The organism is Candidatus Pelagibacter sp. HIMB1495 (assembly GCF_052047955.1).
Lineage (GTDB): Bacteria > Pseudomonadota > Alphaproteobacteria > Pelagibacterales > Pelagibacteraceae > Pelagibacter.
Genome location: NZ_JBNAIQ010000001.1, coordinates 393,797 through 420,594, shown reverse-complemented (window position 1 = coordinate 420,594; position 26,798 = coordinate 393,797). Strand labels below are relative to the sequence as shown.

The 26,798-nt window shown below is 28.3% G+C and carries 33 protein-coding genes; 22 read left to right on the top strand and 11 right to left on the bottom strand.

Annotated features, from left to right (window positions below; genetic code table 11):
• Positions 1-5: 5 nt before the first annotated feature.
• The 12 genes from ACTTAW_RS02240 to rnhA are packed head-to-tail and all read left to right on the top strand — an operon-like array spanning position 6 to position 9,020.
• A complete protein-coding gene (locus ACTTAW_RS02240) occupies positions 6-281 on the top strand; it encodes an AtpZ/AtpI family protein (protein ID WP_075506407.1) in 276 nt (91 codons plus the stop codon).
• Positions 282-290: 9 nt separating this feature from the next.
• Positions 291-1,025, top strand: a complete 735-nt coding sequence (locus ACTTAW_RS02235; RefSeq protein WP_075506408.1) for a F0F1 ATP synthase subunit A — start codon at positions 291-293, stop codon at positions 1,023-1,025.
• Positions 1,026-1,042: 17 nt separating this feature from the next.
• Entirely contained in the window at positions 1,043-1,270 is a 228-nt protein-coding gene (locus ACTTAW_RS02230; protein ID WP_006997791.1) for a F0F1 ATP synthase subunit C, read from the top strand.
• Between the two features lie 4 nt (positions 1,271-1,274).
• Positions 1,275-1,865: a F0F1 ATP synthase subunit B family protein gene (locus tag ACTTAW_RS02225; protein WP_440650949.1), complete on the top strand. Its 591-nt coding sequence runs from the start codon at positions 1,275-1,277 to the stop codon at positions 1,863-1,865.
• Complete coding sequence (locus ACTTAW_RS02220) at positions 1,840-2,352, top strand: F0F1 ATP synthase subunit B family protein (RefSeq protein WP_428080956.1); 513 nt, start codon at positions 1,840-1,842, stop codon at positions 2,350-2,352. Before ACTTAW_RS02225 ends, ACTTAW_RS02220 begins: the two co-directional genes overlap by 26 nt.
• A gap of 39 nt (positions 2,353-2,391) precedes the next feature.
• Positions 2,392-3,852, top strand: coding sequence for a phytoene desaturase family protein (gene crtI, locus ACTTAW_RS02215; protein ID WP_440650948.1), 1,461 nt, complete (start codon positions 2,392-2,394; stop codon positions 3,850-3,852).
• Position 3,853: 1 nt separating this feature from the next.
• On the top strand, positions 3,854-4,705 hold the full coding sequence (locus ACTTAW_RS02210) for a phytoene/squalene synthase family protein (RefSeq protein ID WP_440650947.1): 852 nt from the start codon (positions 3,854-3,856) through the stop codon (positions 4,703-4,705).
• Positions 4,692-5,756: a lycopene cyclase family protein gene (locus tag ACTTAW_RS02205; protein WP_440650946.1), complete on the top strand. Its 1,065-nt coding sequence runs from the start codon at positions 4,692-4,694 to the stop codon at positions 5,754-5,756. Before ACTTAW_RS02210 ends, ACTTAW_RS02205 begins: the two co-directional genes overlap by 14 nt.
• Complete coding sequence (locus tag ACTTAW_RS02200; protein WP_440650945.1) at positions 5,757-6,704, top strand: Brp/Blh family beta-carotene 15,15'-dioxygenase; 948 nt, start codon at positions 5,757-5,759, stop codon at positions 6,702-6,704.
• Positions 6,685-7,629: a 4-hydroxy-3-methylbut-2-enyl diphosphate reductase gene (gene ispH / locus ACTTAW_RS02195; protein ID WP_440650944.1), complete on the top strand. Its 945-nt coding sequence runs from the start codon at positions 6,685-6,687 to the stop codon at positions 7,627-7,629. Before ACTTAW_RS02200 ends, ispH begins: the two co-directional genes overlap by 20 nt.
• A complete protein-coding gene (locus tag ACTTAW_RS02190; protein ID WP_440633003.1) occupies positions 7,630-8,595 on the top strand; it encodes a homoserine kinase in 966 nt (321 codons plus the stop codon).
• Positions 8,595-9,020 carry a ribonuclease HI gene (gene rnhA, locus ACTTAW_RS02185; RefSeq protein WP_440650943.1) on the top strand — a complete coding sequence of 142 codons (426 nt, stop codon included), beginning with the start codon at positions 8,595-8,597 and terminating at the stop codon, positions 9,018-9,020. Before ACTTAW_RS02190 ends, rnhA begins: the two co-directional genes overlap by 1 nt.
• On the opposite strand, the gene ACTTAW_RS02180 is transcribed toward rnhA, so the two are convergent.
• The 9 genes from ACTTAW_RS02180 to ACTTAW_RS02140 form a co-directional block, all read right to left on the bottom strand.
• Complete coding sequence (locus ACTTAW_RS02180; protein WP_440650942.1) at positions 9,012-9,497, bottom strand: peroxiredoxin; 486 nt, start codon at positions 9,495-9,497, stop codon at positions 9,012-9,014. The genes rnhA and ACTTAW_RS02180 overlap by 9 nt on opposite strands.
• Positions 9,494-10,876 (bottom strand): threonine synthase, encoded by a 1,383-nt coding sequence (gene thrC / locus ACTTAW_RS02175; protein WP_440650941.1) that lies wholly within the window; start codon positions 10,874-10,876, stop codon positions 9,494-9,496. Before thrC ends, ACTTAW_RS02180 begins: the two co-directional genes overlap by 4 nt.
• Complete coding sequence (locus tag ACTTAW_RS02170) at positions 10,876-11,529, bottom strand: SURF1 family protein (protein ID WP_440650940.1); 654 nt, start codon at positions 11,527-11,529, stop codon at positions 10,876-10,878. Before ACTTAW_RS02170 ends, thrC begins: the two co-directional genes overlap by 1 nt.
• A 10-nt stretch (positions 11,530-11,539) precedes the next feature.
• On the bottom strand, positions 11,540-12,328 hold the full coding sequence (locus ACTTAW_RS02165; protein WP_075506420.1) for a cytochrome c oxidase subunit 3: 789 nt from the start codon (positions 12,326-12,328) through the stop codon (positions 11,540-11,542).
• An 8-nt stretch (positions 12,329-12,336) separates the two neighbouring features.
• Positions 12,337-12,870, bottom strand: coding sequence for a cytochrome c oxidase assembly protein (locus tag ACTTAW_RS02160; protein ID WP_256998103.1), 534 nt, complete (start codon positions 12,868-12,870; stop codon positions 12,337-12,339).
• A gap of 118 nt (positions 12,871-12,988) precedes the next feature.
• Complete coding sequence (gene cyoE, locus ACTTAW_RS02155; protein WP_262589797.1) at positions 12,989-13,900, bottom strand: heme o synthase; 912 nt, start codon at positions 13,898-13,900, stop codon at positions 12,989-12,991.
• Positions 13,901-13,931: 31 nt separating this feature from the next.
• Positions 13,932-15,566 carry a cytochrome c oxidase subunit I gene (gene ctaD, locus ACTTAW_RS02150; protein WP_075506423.1) on the bottom strand — a complete coding sequence of 545 codons (1,635 nt, stop codon included), beginning with the start codon at positions 15,564-15,566 and terminating at the stop codon, positions 13,932-13,934.
• Between the two features lies 1 nt (position 15,567).
• Positions 15,568-16,383 carry a cytochrome c oxidase subunit II gene (coxB, locus tag ACTTAW_RS02145; RefSeq protein ID WP_440650939.1) on the bottom strand — a complete coding sequence of 272 codons (816 nt, stop codon included), beginning with the start codon at positions 16,381-16,383 and terminating at the stop codon, positions 15,568-15,570.
• Positions 16,384-16,443: 60 nt separating this feature from the next.
• On the bottom strand, positions 16,444-17,145 hold the full coding sequence (locus ACTTAW_RS02140) for an RsmE family RNA methyltransferase (RefSeq protein ID WP_440650938.1): 702 nt from the start codon (positions 17,143-17,145) through the stop codon (positions 16,444-16,446).
• Between the two features lie 16 nt (positions 17,146-17,161).
• On the opposite strand from ACTTAW_RS02140, the gene ACTTAW_RS02135 reads away from it, so the two are divergent.
• Positions 17,162-17,824: a haloacid dehalogenase type II gene (locus ACTTAW_RS02135; protein WP_440650937.1), complete on the top strand. Its 663-nt coding sequence runs from the start codon at positions 17,162-17,164 to the stop codon at positions 17,822-17,824.
• On the opposite strand, the gene ACTTAW_RS02130 is transcribed toward ACTTAW_RS02135, so the two are convergent.
• Positions 17,817-18,176, bottom strand: a complete 360-nt coding sequence (locus ACTTAW_RS02130) for a winged helix-turn-helix transcriptional regulator (RefSeq protein WP_440650936.1) — start codon at positions 18,174-18,176, stop codon at positions 17,817-17,819. The genes ACTTAW_RS02135 and ACTTAW_RS02130 overlap by 8 nt on opposite strands.
• A gap of 126 nt (positions 18,177-18,302) precedes the next feature.
• Here ACTTAW_RS02130 and ACTTAW_RS02125 point away from each other — a divergent pair, with 126 nt between their 5' ends.
• Genes ACTTAW_RS02125 through ACTTAW_RS02110 form a run of 4 tightly spaced genes read left to right on the top strand, consistent with a single transcriptional unit; the run spans position 18,303 to position 20,732 of the window.
• Complete coding sequence (locus tag ACTTAW_RS02125; protein ID WP_440650935.1) at positions 18,303-18,539, top strand: CDGSH iron-sulfur domain-containing protein; 237 nt, start codon at positions 18,303-18,305, stop codon at positions 18,537-18,539.
• Between the two features lie 3 nt (positions 18,540-18,542).
• Positions 18,543-18,920 carry a DoxX family protein gene (locus ACTTAW_RS02120; protein WP_440633013.1) on the top strand — a complete coding sequence of 126 codons (378 nt, stop codon included), beginning with the start codon at positions 18,543-18,545 and terminating at the stop codon, positions 18,918-18,920.
• Positions 18,921-19,757 (top strand): pirin family protein, encoded by an 837-nt coding sequence (locus tag ACTTAW_RS02115; RefSeq protein WP_440650934.1) that lies wholly within the window; start codon positions 18,921-18,923, stop codon positions 19,755-19,757.
• 3 nt (positions 19,758-19,760) lie between these two features.
• Complete coding sequence (locus ACTTAW_RS02110; RefSeq protein ID WP_440650933.1) at positions 19,761-20,732, top strand: quinone oxidoreductase family protein; 972 nt, start codon at positions 19,761-19,763, stop codon at positions 20,730-20,732.
• Here ACTTAW_RS02110 and ACTTAW_RS02105 read toward each other — a convergent pair.
• Positions 20,729-21,133 (bottom strand): DUF2721 domain-containing protein, encoded by a 405-nt coding sequence (locus ACTTAW_RS02105; protein ID WP_075506429.1) that lies wholly within the window; start codon positions 21,131-21,133, stop codon positions 20,729-20,731. The genes ACTTAW_RS02110 and ACTTAW_RS02105 overlap by 4 nt on opposite strands.
• Positions 21,134-21,185: 52 nt before the next feature.
• Here ACTTAW_RS02105 and ubiA point away from each other — a divergent pair, with 52 nt between their 5' ends.
• Genes ubiA through ACTTAW_RS02080 form a run of 5 tightly spaced genes read left to right on the top strand, consistent with a single transcriptional unit; the run spans position 21,186 to position 26,796 of the window.
• Positions 21,186-22,052, top strand: a complete 867-nt coding sequence (gene ubiA / locus ACTTAW_RS02100) for a 4-hydroxybenzoate octaprenyltransferase (protein ID WP_440650932.1) — start codon at positions 21,186-21,188, stop codon at positions 22,050-22,052.
• Complete coding sequence (locus ACTTAW_RS02095) at positions 22,052-23,788, top strand: ABC transporter ATP-binding protein (RefSeq protein WP_440650931.1); 1,737 nt, start codon at positions 22,052-22,054, stop codon at positions 23,786-23,788. The genes ubiA and ACTTAW_RS02095 overlap by 1 nt, the downstream gene beginning before the upstream one ends.
• Before the next feature lie 2 nt (positions 23,789-23,790).
• Entirely contained in the window at positions 23,791-25,038 is a 1,248-nt protein-coding gene (locus ACTTAW_RS02090) for a 3-deoxy-D-manno-octulosonic acid transferase (protein WP_440650930.1), read from the top strand.
• Entirely contained in the window at positions 25,019-25,945 is a 927-nt protein-coding gene (lpxK, locus tag ACTTAW_RS02085; RefSeq protein ID WP_440650929.1) for a tetraacyldisaccharide 4'-kinase, read from the top strand. Before ACTTAW_RS02090 ends, lpxK begins: the two co-directional genes overlap by 20 nt.
• Complete coding sequence (locus tag ACTTAW_RS02080) at positions 25,942-26,796, top strand: lysophospholipid acyltransferase family protein (RefSeq protein ID WP_440650928.1); 855 nt, start codon at positions 25,942-25,944, stop codon at positions 26,794-26,796. The genes lpxK and ACTTAW_RS02080 overlap by 4 nt, the downstream gene beginning before the upstream one ends.
• Positions 26,797-26,798 lie beyond the last annotated feature (2 nt).

Sequence of the window (26,798 nt, the reverse complement as noted above, 5' to 3'; positions counted from 1 at the left end):
AATAAATGGCAAAAGACCCTTTTAAAACTCGCTTAGAGATTGCAAAAAGCAAGATTTCTAAGAAAAATCTTTATAACAAGAAGGATAATCCCTCGCCTATTGGAACTGCATTCAAATTGAGCACAGAACTTGTTTCTGCAGTGGCCGTCGGGACAATTATTGGGTTTATTTTTGACAAGACCTTTGGTACTAAACCCTGGTTTATATTAATATTTTTTTTTGTTGGGGTGATCGCTGGAATAACAAACGTGATCAGATCAGCAAAAAAGATGCAAAAATAAGTTAGTACTATGGCAGCAAACCCGATGTCCCAATTCGATGTTTATAGAATTGGACCTGAAATAAAAGTTGGAGCATTTGATATATCTTTTACAAACGCAAGTTTGTTTATGATTATAAGTACAGTTTCTATTTTATTAATTTTTAATTTAGGATCTAAGAAAAATTCAATCTTACCAAATAAAATTCAATTATTAGCGGAACTTAGCTACACCTTTGTTGCTAAAATGATTAGTGATACAGCTGGTTCTAAAGCAAAACCATATTTTGCATTTATTTTTTCATTGTTCATGTTTGTTTTATTTTGCAACATGTTTGGAATGATACCGTACACATTCACTGTAACTAGTCATATTATCGTTACATTTGTTCTTGCTGCATTTATCTTTATTGGCGTAACAGTAATTGGATTTATTAAACATGGTTTTGGATATTTAAAATTGTTTGTACCAAGTGGAGTACCAGCGGTATTACTTCCTTTAATAGTAGTTATTGAAATTATTTCTTACTTAAGTAGACCAATAAGTCTATCAGTTAGATTATTTGCAAATATGATGGCTGGTCATACAATGATGAAAGTTTTCGGAGGCTTTGTAATTAGTCTTGGAATAGTTGGTGGATGGCTTCCACTAAGTTTTTCGGTTGCATTAACTGGTTTGGAGATATTAGTTGCTTTTCTTCAAGCATATGTTTTTGCAATTTTAACCTGCATCTATTTAAATGATGCATTAAATTTACACCATTAATAACAGAGGAGGATATAATGGAATTAGAAGCAGCAAAAATGATCGGAGCAGGTTTAGCAGCAATAGCTTTAGCTGGTGCCGGTGTTGGTATTGGAATAATTTTTGGAAATTATTTATCAGGTGCTATGAGAAACCCATCAGCAGCTCAGAAACAATTTCCTAACCTACTTTTAGGTTTTGCACTTGCAGAAGCAACAGGATTATTTGGATTGGTTGTTGCATTGATTATTTTATTTGCATTTTAAGTTAATGGTCAAAAAAATATATCTTCATCTAATATTTTTAAGCTTCTTTTTTATTAAAGAAGCTTTTGCCGCTGAAAGTGGAGGTATGCCTCAATTAAATCCAGAGTTTTGGGTTTCTCAGATTTTCTGGTTGGTACTTACTTTTGGGATAATGTATTTGGTTTTATCTAAATTAATTCTTCCAAAAATTAGTAACAACTTAGAGACTAGAAAATCTCAAATTCTAGAAAACATTGAGGCAGCTGAAAAACAAAGAGAAGATAGTGAGACCAAACTTAAAGAATATGATCAAATAATTTTAAAAAGCAAAACTGATGCTAATGCTATGTTTAATCAAGCAAGAGAAAAAGCAGTTAAAGATATAAATGCTAAAAGAGACGTCCTCGATAAACAAATAGATGACGAAATAGCTAAAGCAGAAAAAGAAATCAAAGATTTAAGAGATAATGCGCCTGATAAAATAAATAAAATTGCTATAGAAACGTCATCTGAGTTACTTCAGAAACTTATTGGTGCTGAAGTAAATAATAGCAGCATATCAGCAATTGTTGACGATCTATCTAGAAGAAATGGAGATAAATACTATGGCAATTGATGCAACTTTCTGGGTAGCAATATCATTTGTAATCTTCATCGGGGTTTTAGTTTACTTTAAAATTCCACAAAAAGTTTCTCAAATGCTTGACGGTATGATTTCTGATATCAAAAATGAGATAGATGAAAGTGAAAAATTGAGAACAGAAGCAAAAACTTTACTCGATAATGCTCAAAAAAAATTAGATACCGCTACTTCAGTAAGTAATGAAATTTTGGAAAATGCAAAAAAAGAGTCGGATAAATTAATAATAGATTTAAATGATAAATTTCATAAATCATCAGAAATTAAAAAAAGTTTGGCTGAAAACAAAATTAGCCAAATGAAAGAGGCTGCATTGAAAGAAATAAAAGATGCTTCAATCAAAATAGCGGTGGACTCAGTAAAAAAAATCATAACCACATCAGTTGATAAATCTAAACTGGATGCTGTATTTCAAAAAAATTTAGAAGAAACTAAAGAACAGCTAAAAAAAATAAACTCATAATACGGTTACAATTTCCTGAAAAAACTATAAATTACAGCAATGAATTCTATAGTTATTGGATCTGGATTTGGTGGTATTGCTGCAGCAATAAGACTAAGAGCCAAAGGACATAAAGTAAAATTAATAGAAAAACATTCAGATCTAGGTGGAAGAGCTAGAGTTTTCAAAAAAGATGGTTTTACCTATGATGCTGGGCCAACAGTAATAACAGCTCCATATTTAATTAACGAACTATTCAGTTTGTTTGATAAAAATCCTGAGGACTACATAAAACTAACCCCACTTAAAATTTGGTATCAATTTGTGTTTGAGGACCAAACTAAATTTAATTACTCAGGTGATGAAATAGAAATGAAAAAACAAATTGAAAATTTAAATCAAGAAGATGTTAAGGGGTATGAAGATTTAGTAAATTTTACCAAAAAAATTTTTGAGAAAGGATTTTTAGAACTTGCAGATGTTCCATTTGATAGACCCTTTTTTATGATGAAACAGCTGCCAGCATTATTAAAACTTAAGAGTTATAAATCAGTTTACTCATTAGTATCGTCTTATGTAAAAAATGAAAAATTAAGAAGGATGCTTAGTATGCATCCACTTTTGGTTGGTGGTAATCCGTTCACAACTACCTCAATTTATGGGCTAATTCTTTATTTAGAAAAAAAATGGGGAATTCATTATTCAATAGGTGGTACAGGAAACATAATTAATGGATTTGAAAAGTTAATGGAGGAAATAGAAATCGAAATAATAAAAAATACTGAGGTAAAAGAAATTATTACTAAGAATAATAAAATTACTGGTGTTGTAGTTGACAATGAAGAGATTATCGAAGCTGATAATGTTATTTGTAATGCCGACCCTCCTGCTTTTTACGAAAAGATGACTAGTAAAAACTTAAAAAATTCAATGCTGTTTGATTGGAAACAAAAGAGGATGGATTACTCAATGGGTTTATTTGTTTATTATTTTGGAACCAAAAGAGTCTATGGAAACGTTGAGCATCATACAATTAAATTTGGGAACAAATATAAAGAACATCTTGATGATATTTTTAATTATAAAAAATTAAATAACGATATTAGCTATTATCTCCATAGACCTTCTGCAACAGATAAAAGCATGGCTCCTGAGGGTAGTGATTGTTTTTATGTATTGGTGCCAGTTCCAAATAATCAATCAAATATAGATTGGCAAATAGAAGGTGAAAAAATGAAAAATCTTGTGGTTGATAAAATGGAAAATGATTTAATGCCAAATCTTAGAGATAATATTGTATCAGACTTTTATCTTACACCTGATTATTTTGAGAAAGAACTAAATACAAAATATGGATCAGGTTTTTCAATTCAGCCTAAATTCACTCAATCAGCTTATTTTAGATTTCATAATAAATCAGAGATTTATGATGGTCTATATTTTGTTGGTGCCGGAACTCACCCAGGGGCAGGAGTACCAGGAGTACTTTCATCAGCAAAAGTATTAGATAAATTGATCTAGAATGTTAACTAAAAATTATTTAGCAACATATGCAAAATCATTTAATTGGGCTGGTTTTTTTTTACCAAAAAAAACTTATGATAAATGTTCTGCGCTTTATGATTTTTGTAGAGAGGCAGATAATATTGCAGATGATCCAGGAAAATTAGAAGACAAAATAATTAAATTTGAAAACTTTAAGAAAGATTTTTCAAATAAAAACTTTCAAAACATTGTTATTAAAAATATTTGGGAACTTATAGATGAATTTAATATTTCAACAAAAGTAATTAATGATTTATTTGATGGGATTAATTCAGATATTAAAGAAAGAGTGGAATTAAAATCAAAAAAAGAATTATTAATTTACTCTTATAGAGTAGCAGGTACAGTTGGTTTAATGATGGCAAAAATTTTAAAAGTTAATAAGATAAATTCCTTGAAATCAGCTATCGATCTTGGAATAGCAATGCAGCTTACCAATATTTCAAGAGACGTAATTGAAGATAAAAATAATAAAAGAATTTATATCAATGAAAATTTCAACGATATCAAATCTACCATTTCTTTATCTGAAAAATTTTATGAAAATTCTTTTTACTCAATTAAAACAATACCTTTAAGTTTCAGATTCTCTATTTTAGTTGCAAGACGAGTCTACAGAAAAATTGGGCACAAAATAATTGATAAAAATAATTTAGAAAATTATAAAAATTCTGGAAAAATTTATGTAACAAAAATTGAAAAAATTATTGAAACTTTTTTATCAATTTTTGATTTAATAATTTTAACATTTACAAATAAAAATGATAATAACATTGAACATGATCATTCATTAATTAATGAAGAGATAAATTTAAATGAAAGATTTTGATTACATAATTATCGGTGGTGGTTGTGCAGGTTTGTCTTTGTCTTATGAGCTTGAAATTTCTGATAAATTAAAAAATAAATCTTTGGCTATAATTGAGCCTAGGGACGAATATAAAAGAGACAAAACTTGGTCATTTTGGAAAGTATTTCCACATAATTTTGATGATTGTGTAAAAAAAAGTTGGGATAATTTTTCTATAAACATTCCTAATGATACAAAGTTTATTGATTGTAAACTAACACCTTACCAATCTATAGATACTGGAAAATTTTATGACAAAATTCTTTCAAAACTTAAATTAAATGAAAATATAAAATTTTTTAAGAATATTAATGATATTGAATTATCAAATTCAATAATTTTTAACAGTGTTCCAAATTTTGAAAATAAGCCAAATAATTTGTGGCAACATTTTTGTGGTGTAGAAATTGAAACTGAAAAAGATTTTTTTGATGACCAAATATTTAACTTAATGGATTTTGCATGTGATCAAAAAAATGAGGTTCATTTTTTTTACACTTTACCTTTTTCAAAAAAAAGTGCACTTGTGGAAACTACCTGGATATCAAATTTAAGTAATGAAAATATAAAAGATTATGAAAATCAAATAGATCAATACTTAAAAAACCATTTAAATATCAGAAATTATAAAATCAATTTTAAAGAAGAAGGCTCTATACCTTTATTTAGAAATAAAAATCTAAAAAAATTAAATGAAATATATATTGGATCAGCTGGTGATATGACAAGATTAAGCACGGGTTATACTTTTTTAAATATTCAGGAACACAGCAAATATATAGCAGAAAACATTGATAATATTTCTAAAGCTAAATTGTTTAAAATTAAAAAAAAATATGATTTTTTGGACAATATTTTTTTGAAAGTTTTAAGAAATAACTCTTCAGATATGGGGGAAATTTTCTTTAAAATGTTCAATAGTTCACCTAAGACTGCTATTAATTTCTTATCTAATAAAAGTAATTTTTTTGAAGATTTAGAAATAATTTTAAAAATGCCTAAATGGAAATTTTTAAAAGAATTATTTTAAATGACTAATCAATTAATTAAAAAAATTAACCTTAATCATTCATTTATATTTTTTTTGCTAATTAATCTATTTTCTATCGTGATGTTTAGATTAAATTATTTAGATATTTCATCATCAATTTGCTTATTTTTAATTTTAACTATTGGAGTTTCACACGGTGCATTAGATAATATTAAAGGTAAAAAACTTCTTAAATTATTTAATTTTGAAAGAATATATATTTTCTATATCTTTTATATTTTTATAGCAGTTTGCGTCATTATTATTTGGTCACTCTTTCCTGCAACCACACTGTTAGTTTTTCTTATAGTGGCAGCATTTCATTTTGGTAAAGAAGATACACAATTTTTAATAAATAAAAAATCGTACTTAATTCAATTATTATACCTTTTAAAAGGATCGCTCATAATTCTTGCCCCGCTTTTTTTTCATTTTGATGAGACTGTGAAAATATTCAAATCATTACTTGTTGTTAATGAAAATTTTTATTTATTCTTAGAATTTTTAGAAGAAAAAAAGATAATCGAGGTATCAATTATTTTGAGTTCATTATCAAGTATATTTTTATTTATTGATAAGTTTGAATTAAAAAAATTCACTATTTTTTTTGATTATTTCTCAATTATAATTTTAAATTACTACTTTACTCCTTTAACAGCTTTTACAATCTATTTTTGTTTTTTACATTCTGTGAGGCACTCTATTTCACTTGCGATAGACCTTGATGAAAACAATCTTCAAAATGGACTAAAATTATTTATTTTGAAGGCTTTACCACTTACTCTTTTAACAATTTTTATTTCAATAATTGTATTATTTTTATTAAATGACGTTAATTATATAGATGATGCAATCTTAAAACTAATTTTTATTGGTTTGGCGTCTTTAACCTTTCCACATATATTGCTGGAATATTTTTTAGAGAAAAATGAAAAACAAACAAATTAAAATTTTACTTTCTGCTCCAAGAGGTTTTTGTGCTGGTGTTGAGAGAGCTATAGAGATTGTAGAAAAATCTATTCAAAAATATGGATCGCCAGTTTATGTTAGACACGAGATCGTTCATAACAAGCATGTTGTTGATAATTTAAAAAATAAAGGTGCTATCTTTGTTGAAGAATTAGAGGAAATTAATGACAAATCTAGACCTGTTATTTTTTCTGCGCACGGTGTTCCAAAAAAAATACCAGAAGATGCTGAAAATTATAAAATGACTTATGTAGATGCTACTTGTCCACTAGTTTCTAAAGTTCATAGAGAAGCGGAAAACTTAAATAAAGCTGGTTATCATATTATTTTGATAGGTCATGAGAACCATCCAGAAGTAATAGGCACTATGGGCCAATTACCCAAAGGATCTATTGATTTGGTTCAAAATGAAGCTGAAGCAATGGAGTATAAAACCAATCCTAGAGAAAAATTGGCTTATATAACTCAAACAACACTATCTGTTGATGACACTAAAGAAATAATAAAAATTTTGAAAGATAAATATACAAACATTAAAGAGCCAGCAAAAGAGGATATTTGTTATGCAACAACTAATAGACAAATGGCAGTAAAAAATATTGCAAAAAAGTGTGATATGTTTTTTGTAATAGGTAGTAGAAACTCTTCAAATTCAGTTAGACTTGTTGAAGTAGCCAAAAAATCAGGTTGTCAAAATTCACAACTTTTTCATTCTGAAAGTGAAATTCCTTTTGATCAAATACAGAATTCAAATACTATTGGTATATCATCAGGAGCATCAGCACCCGAAATTCTTGTAAAAGATTTTATTAATGAATTAAAAAAAAAATTTTCTATAAATGTTGAAGAAGTAGAAATTATAAAAGAAAATGTAGTCTTTAAAGTTCCTAACAAATTAAATTAAATGGCTGTATATACAAAAATAAATCAGAGTGATATCAATATAATAAACAACAAGTTTAATATTGAAAAAATTTTAAGTTTCCAGGGAATTACTAAAGGAATTGAAAATACAAATTACATTTTAAAATCCAAAAATAAAAAGTTTATTCTCACAATTTTTGAGAAGAGAGTTCTTCCAAAAGAGATACCTTTTTTTATGAAATTAATGGATCAATTAAATGATTCAAAAATTAATTGCCCAAGACCACTTAAAACTAAAGACAAAAATTATTTAATTAAACTAAAAAATAAAACAGCCTGTATTGTCACTTTCTTAAGTGGAAAAGATAAAAAGAAAGTTAACGAAAGTGACTGCTATGCTATTGGAAAAGCAATAGCTAAAATGCATATGGTTACTAAGAAGATAAAATTTACTAGAAAAAATTCAATGGGTGTAAAATATTTAAAACCTTTACTCCAGAGTATTAAATTTAAATCAAATAAAGGATCAAATTTGAAAAAATTTTTATTTAATAATTTTAATGATATTAAAAAAAATTGGCCAAAAAAACTTCCTTCTGGGATTATACATGGTGATTTATTCGTAGATAATATTTTTTTTAATAAAAATAAGCTGTCAGGAATTATAGACTTTTACTTTGCTGCTAACGATTACTATATGTATGAAATAGCAATCTGTATTAATGCACTGTGTTTTGATGAAAAAAATAAAAAATTTGTAATTAATAAGAAGAAAGTTGATAAATTAATCAAGGGCTACAACAGTGTTAAGAAAATTAAATCAAATGAAAAAAACAATTTAAATATTTTGTGTAGAGGTGCTGCTCTTAGATATCTGCTAACTAGACTATATGATTATACAAATACTCCAAAAACAGCATTAATCAAAATTAAGGATCCAAACGAATATTATCAAAAACTTATTACCCACAACAATTTGAATAGTTTTAAAGATTATTTGATTTAATGATTAAAATTTATACTGATGGCTCATGTTTAAAAAATCCAGGAAATGGTGGATGGGCAGCAATAATATGTAATGATAATGAAGTGAAAAAAATAAGTGGAAGTGAAAAAGATACAACAAATAATAGAATGGAATTAATGGCGACAATCAATGCATTAAAAGAAGTAAATTCTGAAGATTTGATAGAAATCTACACAGATTCTAAATATGTTAAAAATGGAATTACTGATTGGATCCACAATTGGATTAAAAATAATTGGAAAACATCTAATAAAGAGGATGTTAAAAATAAAGATTTATGGGTTCAATTGCATGATTTGAATAATAATTCTAAAATTAAGTGGAACTGGGTTAAAGCTCATGCTGGAAATCCACTAAATGAAGAAGTTGATTTATTAGCTAAAAAAGCTGCAAGTCTATATTAATTTAAAGAAATTTTCTGCTGCTGAGATTTCACAAGATCCTGTATCTGCTTCTTCCTGAAGTTTAATAACTTTCATGTTATCAACAAACATCGTGTATCTATTAGATCTAATTCCTAAACCTCTGCCACTTTTATCAACATCTGCACCAATTTCTTTTGTGAAATTAAGAAATGGGTCACCCATCATAACAATTTTTTCACCTACATCATTTTGTTTACCCCAAGCATTCATCACAAAGGGATCATTTACTGAAACACAAATTATATGATCAATACCTTTTTCTTTATATTGATCATGCATCTTAATATATCCTGGCAAATGTTTAGCAGAACATACAGAAGTATATGCCCCAGGTAGTCCAAATATTACAACTTTTTTGTCTTTAAAAAAATCTTCTATATTTTTTTTTACAGGCTCTCCATCTTGAAGAACAAAAATTTCTGAATTTGGTAGGCTATCGTTTTCTTTTATTTTCATTTGGATCTATCTTTAATATGTTCTTTTACTTTTTCAATATCATTTTCAAGAATATCATAATTTTCTTTCTCATTTAATATAAATTGAAGTTCATTTGGTAACTCAGCTTTAATATTTATAGCACTTTGAATTGCATCAGGAAACTTACATGGATGTGCTGTTGATAGCACAATATTATTACCATTGAGATTGTGTTTATCAAAAGCTCCATAACCAATTGCAGTATGAGGGTCTAAAACAATATTAAATTCTTGATAAACAGACTTAATAATATCAAGTGTTTCTGTCTCACTCATTCTTACTGATAAGAAATCTTGATTAATTAAATTTAACTTTTCTTTATCAATTGAATATTTTCCTTCTTCTTTAATTTTCATCATGTCTTTTGATGTTTGTTCTGAATTCTTATCATTCAAATCAAAAATAAGTCTCTCAAAGTTACTTGCAATCTGTATATCCATACTAGGAGAAATAGTTTCGGAAACAGTTTCAGCCTCGTAATTACCGTTTGAAATAGCTCTATGGAGAATGTCATTTTGATTTGTTGCAACAATCAATTTATTAATGGGCAAACCCATTTTTTTGGCTAAATAACCTGCGTATACATCTCCAAAATTCCCTGTGGGAACAGAAAAATTAGTGGGTTTAGTGTGATCTTCAATGAGATAATAGCTGTAAAAGTAATAAACACATTGAGCAATAATTCTTGCCCAGTTGATTGAATTTACACCTGACATATTAATATCTTGAGAAAATTTTGTGTCAGAAAACATTGATTTAACTAAGTTTTGGCAGTCATCAAAATTTCCTTTAATAGCGATATTAAATACATTTTCATGTTTTCCAGTAGTCATGATTTTTCGCTGAACAGAAGAAACTCGATTATCAGGATGTAGTACAAAAATATTTAAATTTTCTTTTCCTTTTATTGCATCTATAGCTGCTGCCCCTGTATCTCCAGATGTGGCAACTACAATATTAATTTTTTCTTTTTGCTTGCTTAAATAAAATTCATAAAAATTTCCAAGAAGTTGCATAGCAACATCCTTAAAGGCAAGTGTTGGGCCGTGAAATAACTCTAAGACTGATCGATCTCCTATTTTTATGAAATCAATTACATTTTCTCTCCTAAAAACAGAATAAGATTTATCAATTATTTTAGACAATTCATCTTTATCCATAAAATTTCCTATAAAAGGAAAAATAATTTTTTTTGCTAAGTCTGAATAATTTAGTGACCTCAATTCTTGAATTTCTTTTTCACTATAGTTTGGAAGTGAGCTAGGAATAAACAATCCCCCATCATCAGCAAGACCTTTGATAAAAACATCCTTAAATTCATATGTTTTTGAAGTATTTCTAGTGCTGACGTATCTCATTAATAATTTTTTTTTCTAAAGTATAAATATATTAAAAGAATTGAAATCGCCATCGAAAACCAAGTAATTGCATACTTTTTGTGGTTATTTGAAATTTTAGCAGTGATCACTCTTGGTCTTGGGTTTTCGTAGTTGCCGTTTAAATAAATAATATATTTTGAAAAGTTTTTTCCTGTAAATTTCAAAATATCTTCTCGATCTAGTGTAAACCAATAATTTTTATCTATTTCATTCTTGGGTTTGAATGAGCTTGATTTTGATTGAAGCATTAAAGTACCAATAATATTTTTTTGATCAACAACATTAATCTCAGGTTTGTTTTTTTGGTCAAAAGTTATCCAGCCTCTGTTAATTAAATAATCTTCATTTCCTATTTTAATTGGGTTAATAACCTCAAATCCAGGCTTACCAGTTTTGTTAAGATTATAGAGATAAATTTGTTTTTCAAAATCAATTTGTCCTGATGTTTTTATTCTTAAATAATTTTTTTTTTCTACATTTTGAAGTTCAACTGGATCAATCTTTAAAGAATTTTCAATTTGATTGATTAGATCTAATTTCCAACTCAATCTATACAATTGCCAAAAGCCTAATGACAACAAAACTAAAATTATAAAATAAACAAAAACTGAAAATAGAAGCTTATTCTTCAAGGATTAAATATTAACTTCCCCAAACGTAGATAGCTGCAAACAAGAATAACCAAACAACATCAACAAAGTGCCAGTACCAAGCAGCTGCCTCAAAACCAAAATGGTGTTCTTTAGTAAAGTGACCCAATCTTCCTCTCCATAAACAAACAGCAAGAAAAATTGTTCCAACAATTACGTGGAAACCGTGAAAACCTGTTGCCATATAAAATACTGCACCATAAATATGTCCTGAATAATCAAATGTAGCATGATGATATTCGTAAGCCTGTAACAAAGTAAAAAAGAAGCCTAGTGCAACAGTTGCTGTTAATCCTTGAATAAATCCCTTTCTATCATCTTCTAATAAAGAGTGGTGAGCCCAAGTTACTGTAGTACCGGATAATAATAAAACTAGTGTATTGATTAATGGAATGTCCCATGGATCAAAAGTTTCTATGTCTTGTGGAGGCCAAACATTTCCAACAAACTCATTTGGGAACAAACTTATATCAAAATAAGCCCAAAACCATGCAACGAAAAACATAACTTCAGAAGCAATAAATAACGTCATTCCATATCTATGATGGATTTGAACAACTGGAGTATGGTGACCTTGATGTTCAGCTTCAATCACAACATCTCTGAACCACATATAAGCTGCATAAATTACAAGAGCTAATCCCAAATACATTCCCCAAGATACATCATTGTGCATATAAAAAATTGCACCAATAGCTAATACCAAGCATGCAAAAGATGTAAATATAGGCCAAGGACTTGGGTCTACTAAGTGATAATCATGTTTTTTTTCAGCTGACATATTTTTAATTATGATTGTTTATAATAATCTGTCGAGAAAAAAGTATAAGACATAGTTACATCCTGTAAGTTTTTAACTGTTGGATCATTTACCAGTTCTGGGTCCAAATAAAAAGTCATAATATAAGTTGCCTTCTCACCTGCCTTAAGTTCCTGTTTTTCGAAGCAAAAACAGCCTAATTTACTATAATATTTACCAAAACTTGCAGGCGAAACATTGAAACTAGCAACTCCATAAGTTGTTTCGTCTCCATAGTTCTCAACCTCAAACTCAATTCTATTTACCTGACCAACCTTAACATCAATGACATTTGATTTAGCCTTAAAGTCCCAAGTAAGATTGTTTACATTCGTATCAAACCTCACACTTACAACTTTATCTAAAACTATCTTCGGGGCTTCTTTAGATACTTGGGTTGTTCCTCCAAAGCCAGTTACACGACAAAAAAGATCATATAAGGGCACTGCCGCAAAAGATAAACCTAACATTAAACAAAAAATACCTGCTAGAAGTAATGGTGTTAATGTTTTGCTCTTAATCATATCTGCCTATCAAATACGCCAACGTTATATAATGTAAAAACAAACAAAAAAACCATAAAAGCTAAAATTGCTAAAGCAGTAATAATATTTTTTTTCTTTGTTTTTTTATCGGGTGTTATCATAAAATTTTATCTATTAAGAAAAATACAAAAACTAAAAACAAATATAATATCGAGTATCCAAAAATTGTTTTTGCTTTTTTTGCATCAAACTTGTTCTTCTTAAATTTGTAAAGTTCAAAACATAAGTAATTATAATAAATTGTCAAAATTAATGATGGAATTAAAAATACTAGACCAACAAAATTAATTGCATATGGAAATACAATAACTGGCAACATTATTAACGAATAAACAAATATATTTAATTTTGTGCTTTCAACACCATTAGTCAATGGAAGCATTGGAATATTTGCTTTTTTATAATCATCAGATTTATACAAACTTAATGCCCAGAAATGTGATGGTGTCCAAAAAAAGATAATTAGAAAGAAAGTTAATGGCTCAAGTGAAAGTGAGTTAGTAGCTATAGTCCAACCAATTACAGGAGGTAATGCTCCTGCAGCGCCTCCAATAACTATATTTTGAGGCGTTTTTCTTTTTAGCCAAACGGTATAAACCAGCACATAAAACAAAATTGTAAATAACAATAAAGCTGCTGAAACTGTATTAGCAAAATAATCTAAAGCAACAACGGAAAATATTGATAAAGCGATACCAAAAATCAAAGCTTGGTTTTTATTTACCTTACCAGTTGGTATAGGTCTTAAACAAGTTCTTGTCATTAATGCATCTAGGTCAGACTCGTACCACATGTTTAAAGCTCCAGCGGCACCCGCTCCAATAGAAACTAAAATAATTCCAATGATTGCATCTTTTGTTGGGATTATATTTGGAGCCATTAATAATCCAACAGCGCAAGTAAAAATTACAAGAGACATTACTCTTGGCTTCATAAGTTTAAATAACTCAGAAAAATTGAATACGTCTTCTTGACTTAAATTTCTATTTTTTAACTTAGACTTAATCATTTAATTTTAGACAAAAAAATCTAAATACTTTTTAAGTAGTAGATTTTTCTGCACTCTCTTCATCTTCAAACTTCGGTAATTCATCAAAAGTATGAAAATTTGGAGGAGACGGTACTGTCCACTCTAAAGTTGTTGCTCCTTCACCCCAAGGGTTTTGAGCAGCAGCTTTTTTCTTATAAAATGCATAAATTAGATTTGCGAAAAATACTCCTAAACCAATTACAGAAATATATGATCCAATTGAAGATATATAATTCCAACCAGCAAATGCATCTGGATAATCTGCATATCTTCTAGGCATCCCCGCTAAACCTAAGAAGTGTTGAGGGAAGAAAATTAAGTTTACACCAATGAATGTTAACCAGAAGTGTAATTGACCTAACCATTCTGAATACTCATAACCACTCATTTTTCCAAACCAGTAATAAAAGCCTGCAAAGATTGCGAACACCGCACCTAAAGATAATACATAGTGGAAGTGAGCTACTACATAGTAAGTATCATGCATTGCTGTATCTACACCTGCATTTGCAAGAACTACACCTGTAACTCCACCGACTGTAAATAAAAATATAAATCCTAAAGCCCAAACCATAGGTGTCTTAAATGATATTGAACCACCCCACATAGTTGCTATCCAAGAAAATATTTTAATTCCTGTCGGAACAGCAATGATCATCGTCGCTGCTAAGAAATAAGCTTTAGTATCCGTGCTTAAACCAACTGTATACATATGGTGAGCCCATACAACAAAACCAACTATTCCAATTGCTACCATTGCATATGCCATTCCTAAATATCCAAATACTGGTTTTCTAGAGAATGTTGAAACAATATGACTGATCATTCCAAAACCTGGTAAAATTAAAATATATACTTCAGGATGACCAAAGAACCAGAATAAGTGTTGGAATAACACTGGGTCTCCACCTGTTTGAGCATCAAAGAATGCAGTTCCAAAATTTCTATCCGTTAAAAGCATTGTGATTGCACCTGCTAGTACTGGAAGTGATAAAAGTAATAAGAACGCTGTAACTAAAATTGACCAAGCGAATAAAGGCATTTTATGCAATGTCATACCTGGAGTTCTCATATTTAAAATTGTAGTAATAAAGTTTACTGCTCCTAGAATTGAAGATGCTCCTGCTAAGTGTAAACTTAAAATTGCAAAGTCCATTGCTGGACCAGGCTGCCCTGCTGTAGATGATAAAGGAGGATAGATTGTCCATCCACCACCAACTCCTGTTTGACCTGGAGGGCCATCCATAAATATAGACATGATTAATAAAATGAATGAAGTTGGTAGTAACCAAAATGAAATATTATTCATTCTTGGGAATGCCATATCAGGTGCACCAATCATGATTGGTACAAACCAATTTCCAAAACCACCAATCATTGCTGGCATAACCATAAAGAAGATCATGATTAAACCATGACCTGTTACTAAGACATTGTATAAATGATAGTTTCCACCCAAAATTCCATCACCTGGATGCATCAATTCCATTCTCATTAAAACTGAGAATGCAGTTCCGATCACACCCGCAACAATTGCAAATATAAGGTACATTGTACCGATATCTTTGTGATTAGTTGAATACGCCCAACGTTTCCAACCAGTTGGTGTATGATGATCGTCGTGTGATGCAGTTTGTGTATACATATTATTTACTCGCTAGTTTTTTAAATTGATCTTCTTCATTAATTTCTTTTGCAAATTTTATTTTAGCCCCAGTAAGCCATTCTTGATATTCTTCTTCGGAAACTACTCTTACTGTAATTGGCATAAAAGCATGTTTAATTCCACAAAGCTCAGAACACTGTCCATAATAAGTTCCAACTTCTTCTGCTTTAAACCATGTTTCATTTATTCTTCCAGGAACTGCATCTCTTTTAACTCCAAAAGATGGTAAAGCCCAAGCATGCAAAACATCATTTGCTGTAATTAAAACTTTAACTACTTTATTTACTGGAACAACTAATTCATTATCTACAGCTAATAACCTAGGCTGATTTTCTTTTAAATCTTTATCTTCAATCATATAAGAGTCGAAAATAATATTTTCATCTGGATACTCATATCCCCAGTACCATTGATAACCGATTGCCTTAACTGTTACATCTGCTTTTGGTATTGAGTCTTGTTTATATAAAATTTTAAAGGATGGAACTGCCATCACGATTAAAATTAAACATGGGATTAATGTCCATAAAACTTCTACAGCAACATTGTGAGTTCTTTTTGAAGGAACTGGATTTGCTGATGCTCTAAATCTGATACATGCATAGACCATCAAAAATAAAACGAAAACACTTATCGCAATTATGATTGGTAGCAACAATTTGTCATGAAAATTAACGATGTCTCTCATAGACTCTGATGCTGCTTTTTGAAAACCTAATTGCCAATCTTTTGGCTGGTTAGCAAATGCAACAGCAGGAGTTAAAATTGAAAGAATTGTTAATAAAATTTTTTTCATTTTTTTTATCTATATAGAACGTCTTCAAAAAAATTACACTTTAGTTTTCGCGACAAAATATCAATTTATGGCGTATTTTATGATCGATATAGCTGAAATTACAGCTGTTTCAGATCTCAATATATTCTCATTAATTTTTAATGGTTGAACTCCTCTAAATTTTAGAATCTTTGCCCTTTCATCTTCAGAAAAATCACCCTCTGGACCTATAATTACACATGTAGGTTTATCTGTAACCTTCTTTAAATCTATTTTGGTATTTTCAGAATTTAGATCAGTAAAAATTAAATCAATTTCATTACTATTTAAAAAACTTTCTAATGATTTTGGGTCCTCAATTTCTGGAACATTAATTCTATTTGATTGTTCTGATGCCTCAATAATTACTTTCTCTAATCGTTCTTTATTAATCTTACGAACAATCGTTCTATCAAATATAATTGGAATAAATTTTGTAACTCCTAACTCAGTTGCTTTTTGAATCATAAAGTTAAAGTAATTTGATTTAATTGGAGAAAATGCCAACCACAATTCTTTAGAATTTTCTTTTTGTCTTAATTGTTTTGTAACATTAAATTCAACAATACCTTTTGAGATGTTTAAAATTTTTGCCTCCCATTCACCACTACTGTTAAATAAAGAAAAAATTTCGTTTTCTTTAACTCTCATTACTTTGCTTACGTAATGCGATTGAGATTTATCAAGTGTATCAGTTAAATTATTAGATAAACTTTTAGAAAAATATAATCTAATGTTACTCATAATATTAAATTAGTTTATGAAAAATATTAAAGCAATAATTTTTGATGCTTACGGCACTTTATTCGATGTAAATTCAGCAGCAGAAAAATGTAAAGACAAAATTGGTGATAAGTGGGAAGCTTTTGCAAATTATTGGAGAACCACACAATTAGAATACACATGGCTTAGAAGTTTAATGAAAAGACATAAAGATTTTTGGCAAATCACTGAAGACAGTTTGGATAAATCAATGAGTGTATTTAAAATAGATAATTCAATGAGGGATGAATTATTAAATCTATATAAAATACTCTCTCCTTTTGAAGAAGTTCCAGAAGTATTAAAATCTTTAAAAGAAAAAAATTTCACACTAGCAATACTTTCTAACGGTACACCTTCTTTGTTAAATGAATTAGTACAAAGTAATAATTTAAATAATTTATTTGATGATATTTTTTCAATCGAAGAAGTTGGTGTTTTTAAGCCTGACTCTAAAGTTTATGATATGCCAATAAAAAAATATAAAATTGAAAAAAATGAAGTTGCTTTTTTAAGTGCAAATACTTGGGATGTATCTGGAGGAGGAAACTATGGATACAATTCTATATGGGTAAATAGAAATAATAATATCTTTGATAATCTAGATTATATTCCTAAAAATAAGATTACTAACCTTAACGAACTAATTAGTATTATCTAATTCTATTCTCTTCAAAATTTTTATTTAACTTCTGAGAAATAGTTCTGGTATTTTTTTTATTCCAATCAGAAAAAGATTTTAAAATTGGAATAACTGAAAGCCCAAATTCTGTCAGAGAATACTCAACTTTTGGAGGCACCAATTGGTGGACTTCTCTATTTATAATTCCATCAATCTCTAATTCTTTGAGTTGTTTTGATAACATTTGTTGTGTGATTGTTTTCAACTCTTTTTTAAGTTTATTAAATCTCACTATTTTATTGTTAAATAAGTAAAATAAAATTCTGATTTTCCATTTTCCACCAAGAAAATAAATTGCTCTTTCCGCTGGGCATTCAATATTGTTTTTCATTATACTCATCTAAACACCTAATTATATTTTTCAAGGTATGATTATACATACTAGTATGAAAATATTGCGTTCTTGCAGAATTTAACCAGATCATTATTTAGATTAAAAAATTAACAAAGGAGATTTATGAGCAAAGGAATAAAAGCAGGAGATCAACCTATTTCTATTGATGTTGAAAAAGGAAAAAATTATTTATGGTGTTCTTGTGGACAAAGTAAGAGCCAACCATTTTGTGATATGTCACATAGGGGAACAGAATTTAAACCACTTAAATTTGTAGCTGAAGAAAATAAAACTATTTATTTCTGCCATTGTAAACAAACTAACAATCAGCCATTTTGTGATGGTTCACACAACAAATAGATCATGACAAATATTTTAGATTTGGTTGGGAGAATATTTATCTCTTTAGTGTTTTTGTTAAGTGGAATTAATAAAATTGGAAATTATGAAGGAACCATTGGTTGGATGGAATCTTTGGGAATGCCGGGTATTTTTTTAATTCCAGCAATAATTCTTGAGATAGGTGCTCCAATATTAATAATGATTGGATATAAAGTTAAAATTTCTGCTGCTCTCTTAAGTTTATTTTGTATAGCAACTGCAATTATTTTTCACACAGATTTTAGTAATCAAATGCAATTTGTATCATTTATGAAAAATATAGCATTAGCTGGTGGATTTTTATTTTTGGTGATAAATGAGACAAAAGAGTTTAGTTTAGAAAGGAAATTAGCAAAATAAATGTCAAAAATTGAAGTAAGTAAAATTATAGATCCTATGCCAGCTTCGGATGGTGCAGGAGTAAAATTGAAAAGAAGTATTGGTGTTGAACCAAATTACTTTGATCCTTTCTTAATGTTAGATGAGTTTGGGTCAGAAAATAGTGAAGATTATATTGCTGGTTTTCCCCCTCACCCACATCGAGGAATTGAAACTGTTACTTATATGTTGGCAGGAGATTTTGAACACAAAGATAGCACTGGAGGTGAAGGAAGAATGACTGCAGGTGATGTTCAGTGGATGAAAACAGGAAGTGGAATTATTCATTCAGAGATGCCAGCTATGAAAGAAGGAAGACTTCATGGCTTTCAATTATGGATTAACATGCCTGCTAAATTAAAAATGAGTAAACCTGAATATATTTATATTGATGCTGATAAAATGAGTGTTCATAAAGATGATGAAAAACAAGTTAAAGTTATAGCTGGTAAATTTGAAAACGCTGAAGGACCTGTAAAAGGTCATAATGTAGAGCCAGTTTACTTTGATGTAGAATTAAAGATAGATAAAGAGTTTAATTTTAATATTCCATCAACTCACAATACATTTATTTATCTAATAAATGGTGAAATAGAAATTGGCAGTGAAAAACATGATGATGTTAAAGATAGTACTTTAATATTATTAACAAAAGGTGAAGAACTTAAAGTTAAAGCAAAAACAGATGCTAAATTTCTTGTAATATCTGGAAAACCGATAAATGAAGAAATTGCAAGAGGTGGTCCTTTTGTGATGAATACTAAAGCAGAAATCTTGCAAGCAGTTCAAGATTATCATAATGGTACATTTGTAAAATAAATTATGAATTCAGTAATAATATCAAAAGCAGGTGGACCAGAAGTTTTAGAGTATAAAGAACTTAAACTTGAAGATCCAAAAGGTGATGAAGTAACAATTAAAAACCATGCTATTGGTTTAAATTATATTGATACTTATCACCGTTCAGGACTTTATCCATTAACTCTTCCCTCTCCTATTGGTTTAGAGGGAGCAGGAGAAATAACTAAAGTTGGTTCAGATGTAAAAGATTTTAAAATTGGAGATAAAGTTGCATACTGTGCAGCTCCTCTTGGCGCTTACTCAACTCATAGAAATTATCCTACTAAAAACTTGGTAAAAGTTCCTGATAGTGTTGATTTAGAAACTGCAGCAACTTTAATGACTAAAGGAATAACTACATTTTATCTTTTACACAAAACTTATCCTGTAAAGTCTGGAGAAGATATTTTGTTCCATGCAGCAGCTGGTGGTGTTGGTCAAATATTTGGACAATGGGCCAAAAGTCTAGGATGCAATGTTATTGGTACTGTCGGTTCAGATGAAAAAATAGAAAATGCAAAACAAAATGGCTACGACCATGTGATTAATTATAACAAAGATAATTTTGCCGAAAAAGTAAAAGAGATTACAGAAGGAAAAGGATTGTCTGTTGTTTATGATGGAGTTGGAAAAAATACTTTTGATGGCTCTATTGAATGTTTAAAATTAAGAGGAATGTTGGTTTCTTTTGGAAATGCATCTGGACCTTTAGATCCTGTTAATGTTGCAAAATCAATTCAACCAAAAGGACTTTATTTAACAAGACCAAGCATTATGCAGTATACAACAACAAGAGAGGAGCTAGATGAGGCTGCAAATAAAGTTTTCGAAATGGCTTCAAGTGGAAAAGTAAAAGTAAAAATTTCAAAAAAATATCCTCTAAAAGATATTGCACAAGCACATAAAGATTTAGAGTCTAGAGTTCTTACAGGCCCAGCAATTATACTTCCCTAGTTTACATCTACATCCATATCGGACATATGGAGTTTAAGAGCATTTGTTGAAATTTGAATTTCTCTTATAAAAAAAATAATTGATATAATCATAGATAAACAGCATGAACCAAAAATTACTCTCGCTGCAAAAACCTCATCTAAGTATAGCGCAAAAACAGTAAGCATATTAAATAGGAAACCGAATGAAGCAAATAAAATTGTCCATCTAAGCAGTGTTATCCTGCCACTCAAGTTTATAAACTGCTTCTTCCATTCAGGAGGAATATGTTTTTCATAAACGTGTTCATCATGAAGCTGGCGGATTAAAATACTAAGAGAATGAAACCTGTTGCTATAAACGCTCATAAGCAAAGGAATAGCTGGAAACATTAGAGCAGTAACTGTGTAATCTATGTTCATACGAATCAATTTGATTATGAAACTACCGTTTGTTATTTACAAGTAAAATATTATGAACCAAATTAAACTTTTCATAGAACTTACAAGACTAAAAAAACCAATTGGTTACATGCTATTATTTTGGCCTTGTGCTTGGGGTTTAACACTAGCATATGATTTTTCATCAAGTTGGAATAACTATTTTTTTTATATAATTTTATTTTTTCTTGGTTCGGTTTTAATGCGTTCAGCTGGTTGTATAGTTAATGATATCTTGGATAGAAAATTTGATTCTAAAGTATTTAGAACTAAAGATAGGCCAATTGCTTCTGGAAAAATTTCTGTAAATCTTGCAATAATTTATTCAATAACACTCTGCTTGTTAGCTTTTTTAGTTTTAATTAATTTTAACTTGTTCACTATAATTCTTGCTTTAGGTTCAATGCCACTTGCATTTACATATCCTTTAATGAAGAGGATTACTTATTGGCCTCAATTATTTTTAGGTATTACTTTTAATTACGGTTTAATACTTGGATGGACGGCAATTGAAGGTCAAATTGATATAATTCCTATTCTATTTTATCTAGGAGCCATATTTTGGACATTAGGCTATGACACAATATATGGATTTCAAGATATTAAAGATGATGAAATTATAGGACTAAAATCAACCTCAATTAAATTTAAAGGGAATGCAAAAAAATTTTTATTCGCATGTTATTCTTTTTTTATAATTCTGTTTACTGGTAGTGGATATTATATGAATTTGAACTTAAGTTATTACATTTTAGGTATAATCCCTTTGATTCATCTATTTTTCTATCAAATGAAAAATTTTAATTATACAGATCCCTCTAGTTGCCTAAAAGTATTTAAAAGCAACAACATATTTGGATTGATAGTTTTTTTAAATATTTTAATTGCAAAATCATTTTAATGAAAAATTATGAAATATATAAAAGGTTATATAAAGACTATTCTAAAAAATTTTTAGATAAAATATTTATATCAGTATTTTTTTCAGTCCTAGTTGCTGGAAGTACATCTGCAATTGCCTGGCTTTTGGATCCAGCAATTAAAAAAATTTTTATTGAGAAAGATCAATCATTAATTTTCTTGATACCAATTGCAATAGTAATTGCATTTACCACTAAAGGTCTCTCACTTTATTTTGCAAAAGCAACAATGATTAGTGTTGGTGAAAATATTAAAAAGAATTTGCAATTTGATATGGTTAGATCTTTAATTTTAACTGATACACAAATTATAGATAAAAAACATTCTGGAAAATTTATTTCTAACCTAACATATGATGTCACTCATATAACTAATCTACTTAGTAACGCTATATTAACTTTATTTAAAGATTCATTAACACTAATTGGACTTCTAATAGTAATGTTTACACAAAACTGGAAACTAGCACTAATTTCAATAATTATGATTCCTCTAGCAAGCTTATCAGCAAAAACCCTTGGTAAAAGAATAAGCAAAGTTGTTACTGAAGCTCAGGAAAAATCAGGTCATTTAACAACATTTTTAGTTGAATTATTTAAAAACCATAAACTGATTAAAATCTTCCAAAAAGAAGATTATGAAAATTTAAAAGCAGAAAAATATCTAGACGATTTAAAAGAAAAAAATAAAAAAATTCAGACAGTTTTTGTAAGAATTTCTCCAATAATGGAGACTTTAACTGGGGTAATGATTGCGGTACTTATATTTTATTCTGGGATTCTGATATCAAACAGAAGTCTTGATATAAATAATTTTTTTTCTTTTTTAGCAGCAATGATGTTAGCTTATCAGCCAGTTAGAGCTCTCTCAACTTTAAATATGACAATTAAGCAAGGTGTTTCTGCTGCAACTAGAATTATTCCTATTATTGATAACAAAAACAAAATAATTGATCATGAAAATGCCAAACCTTTAGTTCAAAAAAATTCTGAAATAATATTTGAAAATTTAAATTTTGCTTATGAGAAAGAAGAAAAAAAAGTATTAGAATCTGTAAATTTATTTTTTGAAGGGGGTAAAATGACTTCCTTAGTTGGTCACAGTGGATCAGGAAAATCAACTATCTTAAATCTTATTCCTAGATTTTATGATTCTGATGAAGGTGACATAAAAATAGATGGTCAATCTATCTACAATACAACATTAAAATCTCTAAGAGAAAATATCTCTTTAGTAAGCCAAGAAACCACCCTTTTTGATGACACAATTTTAAATAATATAAAATATTCCAATGAAGTTGCTACAGATGATGAAATTCATAAAGTAGCCGAACTATCAAATTGCGCTGAGTTTATTGATAAACTACCAAATAAATATGAAACAATAATTGGAGAAAATGGCATTAGACTTTCTGGTGGAGAAAAGCAAAGAATTGCTATTGCAAGAGCAATGATGAAAAAAAGCTCAATAATTTTACTAGATGAAGCTACATCATCTCTAGACAGTGAGACGGAGACTAAAATTCAAGAAGCTCTTAAAATACTTACAAAAAATAAAACTACGATAGTTATTGCTCATAGACTATCGACTATTTTAAATTCAAATAAAATTTATGTAATAGACTCTGGTAAAGTTATAGATAGTGGAAAGCATGAAGATTTAATGACTAAATCCAAATTATATAAAAACTTTTATGAGAAACAAATTCAAAAGTAAATATGTTTATTTTATATCAAGTAATTTTGTCAATAATTATATTGATATCTCCAATAGTTATCATTTTAAGGATATATAAAAATAAAGAAGATAAGATAAGGTTTGTTGAAAAGTTCTCAATCCCATCTGAGAAGAGACGAAATGGTTTGCTGGTTTGGTTTCATGCGTGTAGTGTAGGGGAAATACTAAGTATAGTTCCGTTAATAAAAAACTATGAAAAAAATAATGCTGTTAGTCAAATATTGGTTACATCTAGTACACTCAGCTCATCAAAAGTTTTAAAAAAGTTTAAATTTAAAAAAACCATTCATCAATTTTATCCAATAGATCATTTGATTCTTGTAAATTCTTTTTTAAATTATTGGAAGCCAAACATTGCTGTATTTGTGGAGTCTGAAATTTGGCCATGCATGTTTCAAAACCTTAAGTACAAAAATATACCTTTGATATTACTAAATGCGCGAATAACAAAAAAAACATTTAATAGATGGTTAAAATTTAAGAATTTTATAAAATCAATTTTGGAAAATATCAAAATAGCTTACCCTCAAAATAAAGAGACAAAATCATACCTAAAAAAACTAGGCCTTAAGAATTATTCTGAAATAGGAAATATTAAATTTGCTGAATATGATGATGCTAAGCAAAATCTTGATAAAAAATTAAATGTTGAGCTTAAAAATAAAAAATTGTGGATTGCTTCAAGCACACACAATTCTGAAGAAATATTTTGCGCAAAAACACATATAATATTAAAACGTAAATATAATGATTTAATTACAATTATTATTCCAAGGCATATACATAGGGTAAAAGAAATAGCATCTGAGTTGGGAAGACTGAAACTCAATGTGAGTTTGCATAGTTTAAAAACAAAAAACTTAAAAAATACTGATATTTATATTGTTGATACATTTGGGGAGACAAAAAAGTTTCATAAATTAGGTGCCTCTGTATTTTTGGGAGGTTCAATAATTAATAGGGGTGGGCAAAATCCTCTGGAAGCTGCGAGATATGGAGCAAAAATATTACACGGACCGTTTGTAAGCAATTTTACTGATATTTACAACTTACTAAAATCTAACAAAATTTCAAAAAAAATTAACACTACTAAACAACTTTCTAAGGAAATAACTTTTAATAAAAATATTCAATCAGGATTTAAAATTAAAAATATTGGGGAAAAAATTTTAAAAAAAACTATAAAAGAATTAGATAAACATATTTTTAATGAATTTAAAAAAACCTGATTTTTGGAATAATAAAAATCTATTAGCATACATTTTTTTACCTTTAACTTTAATCACACATACAATTAATTTTTTTAAAAAATTTTCACACAAAGAAAAATTTACAATTAAAACAATTTGTGTGGGTAATATTTTTATTGGTGGAACTGGAAAAACATCATTAGCGATTTTAATAAATGAAATTTTAAAGAAAAATTATAAAACTGCGTTTATTAAGAAAAATTATATTAGCCAGAAAGATGAAATAAATTTATTAAAAAAAAAAGGTAATGTTATCACTAAAAAAAATAGAATTAGTTCATTAATACACGCGGAAAAAAAGAAATATGATTTTGCAATACTTGATGATGGATTACAGCAAAAAAATATTGCATATGATTTAAAAATTGCATGCTTTAACTCCTCTGAGTTTATTGGAAATGGTTTTGTTTTGCCAGCTGGACCTTTAAGAGAAAGTATAAAAGAAATAAAAAATTATGATATGATTTTTCTTAATGGATCAATTAAATCTACAAAGAAAATCTTTGCAAAAATAAAGACCTTAAATAAAAATATAGAAGTACTAGAGGGAGAATATATTCCACAAAATATACATACTTTGAATAAAAAGAAAAATTATCTAATGTTTTGTGGAATTGGTAATCCAAAAGAATTTGAAAATACATTGTTAAAACATAAATTTAAATTAAAAAAAAAATTTATTTATGCTGATCATCATAATTTTAGTGATGATGAAATAGATTTTCTAAAAAAAATAGCAAAAAAAAATAAGCTTGAACTTATAACAACCGAAAAAGACTATTTAAGACTTAATTTAAAGCAAAAAAAAGATGTAAAATTTTTGAAAATAAATTTAAAGGTGAATAAAATAAATAAATTTAAAAAAAAATTACTTAATATTAAATGAAAAGTTTTTATCATCTTACACAATTTGTGTTTATTACCTTTTTGTTTGTTATGTTTAAATTAATTGGATTTAAATATTCATCTAATATTGGTTTTTTTTTAGGTAAAACATTAGGCCCAATATTTAGATCAAAGTCATTAATAATTAAAAATTTAAAGAAAGCGAACATTAAAGGCGATTTTGAAAAAATTGCTTCAAATGTTTTGGGTAATTATGGTAGAATTTTTAGTGAATATGTACATTTAAGAAATTTCAAAAACGATAAATTATCAAAATATATATCGATAGAGGGAAAAGAATATTTAGATCAAATCAAAAAAAATAAAAAAAAAGTAATTTTTGTTTCAGGACATTTTAATAACTTCGAATTAATGGCATTGCAGATTGAAAAGGCAGGTATTAATTGTGCAGCAATTTATAGACCTTTAAACAATCCATATCTAAATAAAGTGATGGAAAAAATTAGAAAGAGAGACATTTGTAAAAAACAAATTAAAAAAGGTCTTACAGGAACAAGAGAATTAGTTAGGCTAATAAAAGAGGGTACCTCAATTGCTCTCATGGTCGATCAAAGAGTAAGAGAGGGAGAAAAAGTCACATTTTTCAACCATTTGGCTACATCAACAACGATACCAGCTCAATTCATAAAAAAATATGAATGTGATTTAGTACCTATCTATATAGAGAGAAAAAATAAATTTCATTTTAAAATGTATGTATCGAAACCAATAACAATCGGTAAAAATAAATCTTCTTTTGAGATAACTAAATTTATAAATCAGATTTTGGAAAAAATGATTTTAAAAAATATTGATCAGTGGATTTGGACACATGATAGATGGAAAAATTAGAG

Bases quoted from the DNA above. Each gene is read 5' to 3' on its own strand.
- ACTTAW_RS02240 (WP_075506407.1), top strand. From the start codon at position 6: ATGGCAAAAGACCCTTTTAAAACTCGCTTAGAGATTGCAAAAAGCAAG.
- ACTTAW_RS02235 (WP_075506408.1), top strand. From the start codon at position 291: ATGGCAGCAAACCCGATGTCCCAATTCGATGTTTATAGAATTGGACCT.
- ACTTAW_RS02230 (WP_006997791.1), top strand. From the start codon at position 1,043: ATGGAATTAGAAGCAGCAAAAATGATCGGAGCAGGTTTAGCAGCAATA.
- ACTTAW_RS02225 (WP_440650949.1), top strand. From the start codon at position 1,275: ATGGTCAAAAAAATATATCTTCATCTAATATTTTTAAGCTTCTTTTTT.
- ACTTAW_RS02220 (WP_428080956.1), top strand. From the start codon at position 1,840: ATGGAGATAAATACTATGGCAATTGATGCAACTTTCTGGGTAGCAATA.
- crtI (WP_440650948.1), top strand. From the start codon at position 2,392: ATGAATTCTATAGTTATTGGATCTGGATTTGGTGGTATTGCTGCAGCA.
- ACTTAW_RS02210 (WP_440650947.1), top strand. From the start codon at position 3,854: ATGTTAACTAAAAATTATTTAGCAACATATGCAAAATCATTTAATTGG.
- ACTTAW_RS02205 (WP_440650946.1), top strand. From the start codon at position 4,692: ATGAAAGATTTTGATTACATAATTATCGGTGGTGGTTGTGCAGGTTTG.
- ACTTAW_RS02200 (WP_440650945.1), top strand. From the start codon at position 5,757: ATGACTAATCAATTAATTAAAAAAATTAACCTTAATCATTCATTTATA.
- ispH (WP_440650944.1), top strand. From the start codon at position 6,685: ATGAAAAACAAACAAATTAAAATTTTACTTTCTGCTCCAAGAGGTTTT.
- ACTTAW_RS02190 (WP_440633003.1), top strand. From the start codon at position 7,630: ATGGCTGTATATACAAAAATAAATCAGAGTGATATCAATATAATAAAC.
- rnhA (WP_440650943.1), top strand. From the start codon at position 8,595: ATGATTAAAATTTATACTGATGGCTCATGTTTAAAAAATCCAGGAAAT.
- ACTTAW_RS02180 (WP_440650942.1), bottom strand. From the start codon at position 9,497: ATGAAAATAAAAGAAAACGATAGCCTACCAAATTCAGAAATTTTTGTT.
- thrC (WP_440650941.1), bottom strand. From the start codon at position 10,876: ATGAGATACGTCAGCACTAGAAATACTTCAAAAACATATGAATTTAAG.
- ACTTAW_RS02165 (WP_075506420.1), bottom strand. From the start codon at position 12,328: ATGTCAGCTGAAAAAAAACATGATTATCACTTAGTAGACCCAAGTCCT.
- ACTTAW_RS02160 (WP_256998103.1), bottom strand. From the start codon at position 12,870: ATGATTAAGAGCAAAACATTAACACCATTACTTCTAGCAGGTATTTTT.
- cyoE (WP_262589797.1), bottom strand. From the start codon at position 13,900: ATGATTAAGTCTAAGTTAAAAAATAGAAATTTAAGTCAAGAAGACGTA.
- ctaD (WP_075506423.1), bottom strand. From the start codon at position 15,566: ATGTATACACAAACTGCATCACACGACGATCATCATACACCAACTGGT.
- coxB (WP_440650939.1), bottom strand. From the start codon at position 16,383: ATGAAAAAAATTTTATTAACAATTCTTTCAATTTTAACTCCTGCTGTT.
- ACTTAW_RS02140 (WP_440650938.1), bottom strand. From the start codon at position 17,145: ATGAGTAACATTAGATTATATTTTTCTAAAAGTTTATCTAATAATTTA.
- ACTTAW_RS02135 (WP_440650937.1), top strand. From the start codon at position 17,162: ATGAAAAATATTAAAGCAATAATTTTTGATGCTTACGGCACTTTATTC.
- ACTTAW_RS02130 (WP_440650936.1), bottom strand. From the start codon at position 18,176: ATGAAAAACAATATTGAATGCCCAGCGGAAAGAGCAATTTATTTTCTT.
- ACTTAW_RS02125 (WP_440650935.1), top strand. From the start codon at position 18,303: ATGAGCAAAGGAATAAAAGCAGGAGATCAACCTATTTCTATTGATGTT.
- ACTTAW_RS02120 (WP_440633013.1), top strand. From the start codon at position 18,543: ATGACAAATATTTTAGATTTGGTTGGGAGAATATTTATCTCTTTAGTG.
- ACTTAW_RS02115 (WP_440650934.1), top strand. From the start codon at position 18,921: ATGTCAAAAATTGAAGTAAGTAAAATTATAGATCCTATGCCAGCTTCG.
- ACTTAW_RS02110 (WP_440650933.1), top strand. From the start codon at position 19,761: ATGAATTCAGTAATAATATCAAAAGCAGGTGGACCAGAAGTTTTAGAG.
- ACTTAW_RS02105 (WP_075506429.1), bottom strand. From the start codon at position 21,133: ATGAACATAGATTACACAGTTACTGCTCTAATGTTTCCAGCTATTCCT.
- ubiA (WP_440650932.1), top strand. From the start codon at position 21,186: ATGAACCAAATTAAACTTTTCATAGAACTTACAAGACTAAAAAAACCA.
- ACTTAW_RS02095 (WP_440650931.1), top strand. From the start codon at position 22,052: ATGAAAAATTATGAAATATATAAAAGGTTATATAAAGACTATTCTAAA.
- ACTTAW_RS02090 (WP_440650930.1), top strand. From the start codon at position 23,791: ATGTTTATTTTATATCAAGTAATTTTGTCAATAATTATATTGATATCT.
- lpxK (WP_440650929.1), top strand. From the start codon at position 25,019: ATGAATTTAAAAAAACCTGATTTTTGGAATAATAAAAATCTATTAGCA.
- ACTTAW_RS02080 (WP_440650928.1), top strand. From the start codon at position 25,942: ATGAAAAGTTTTTATCATCTTACACAATTTGTGTTTATTACCTTTTTG.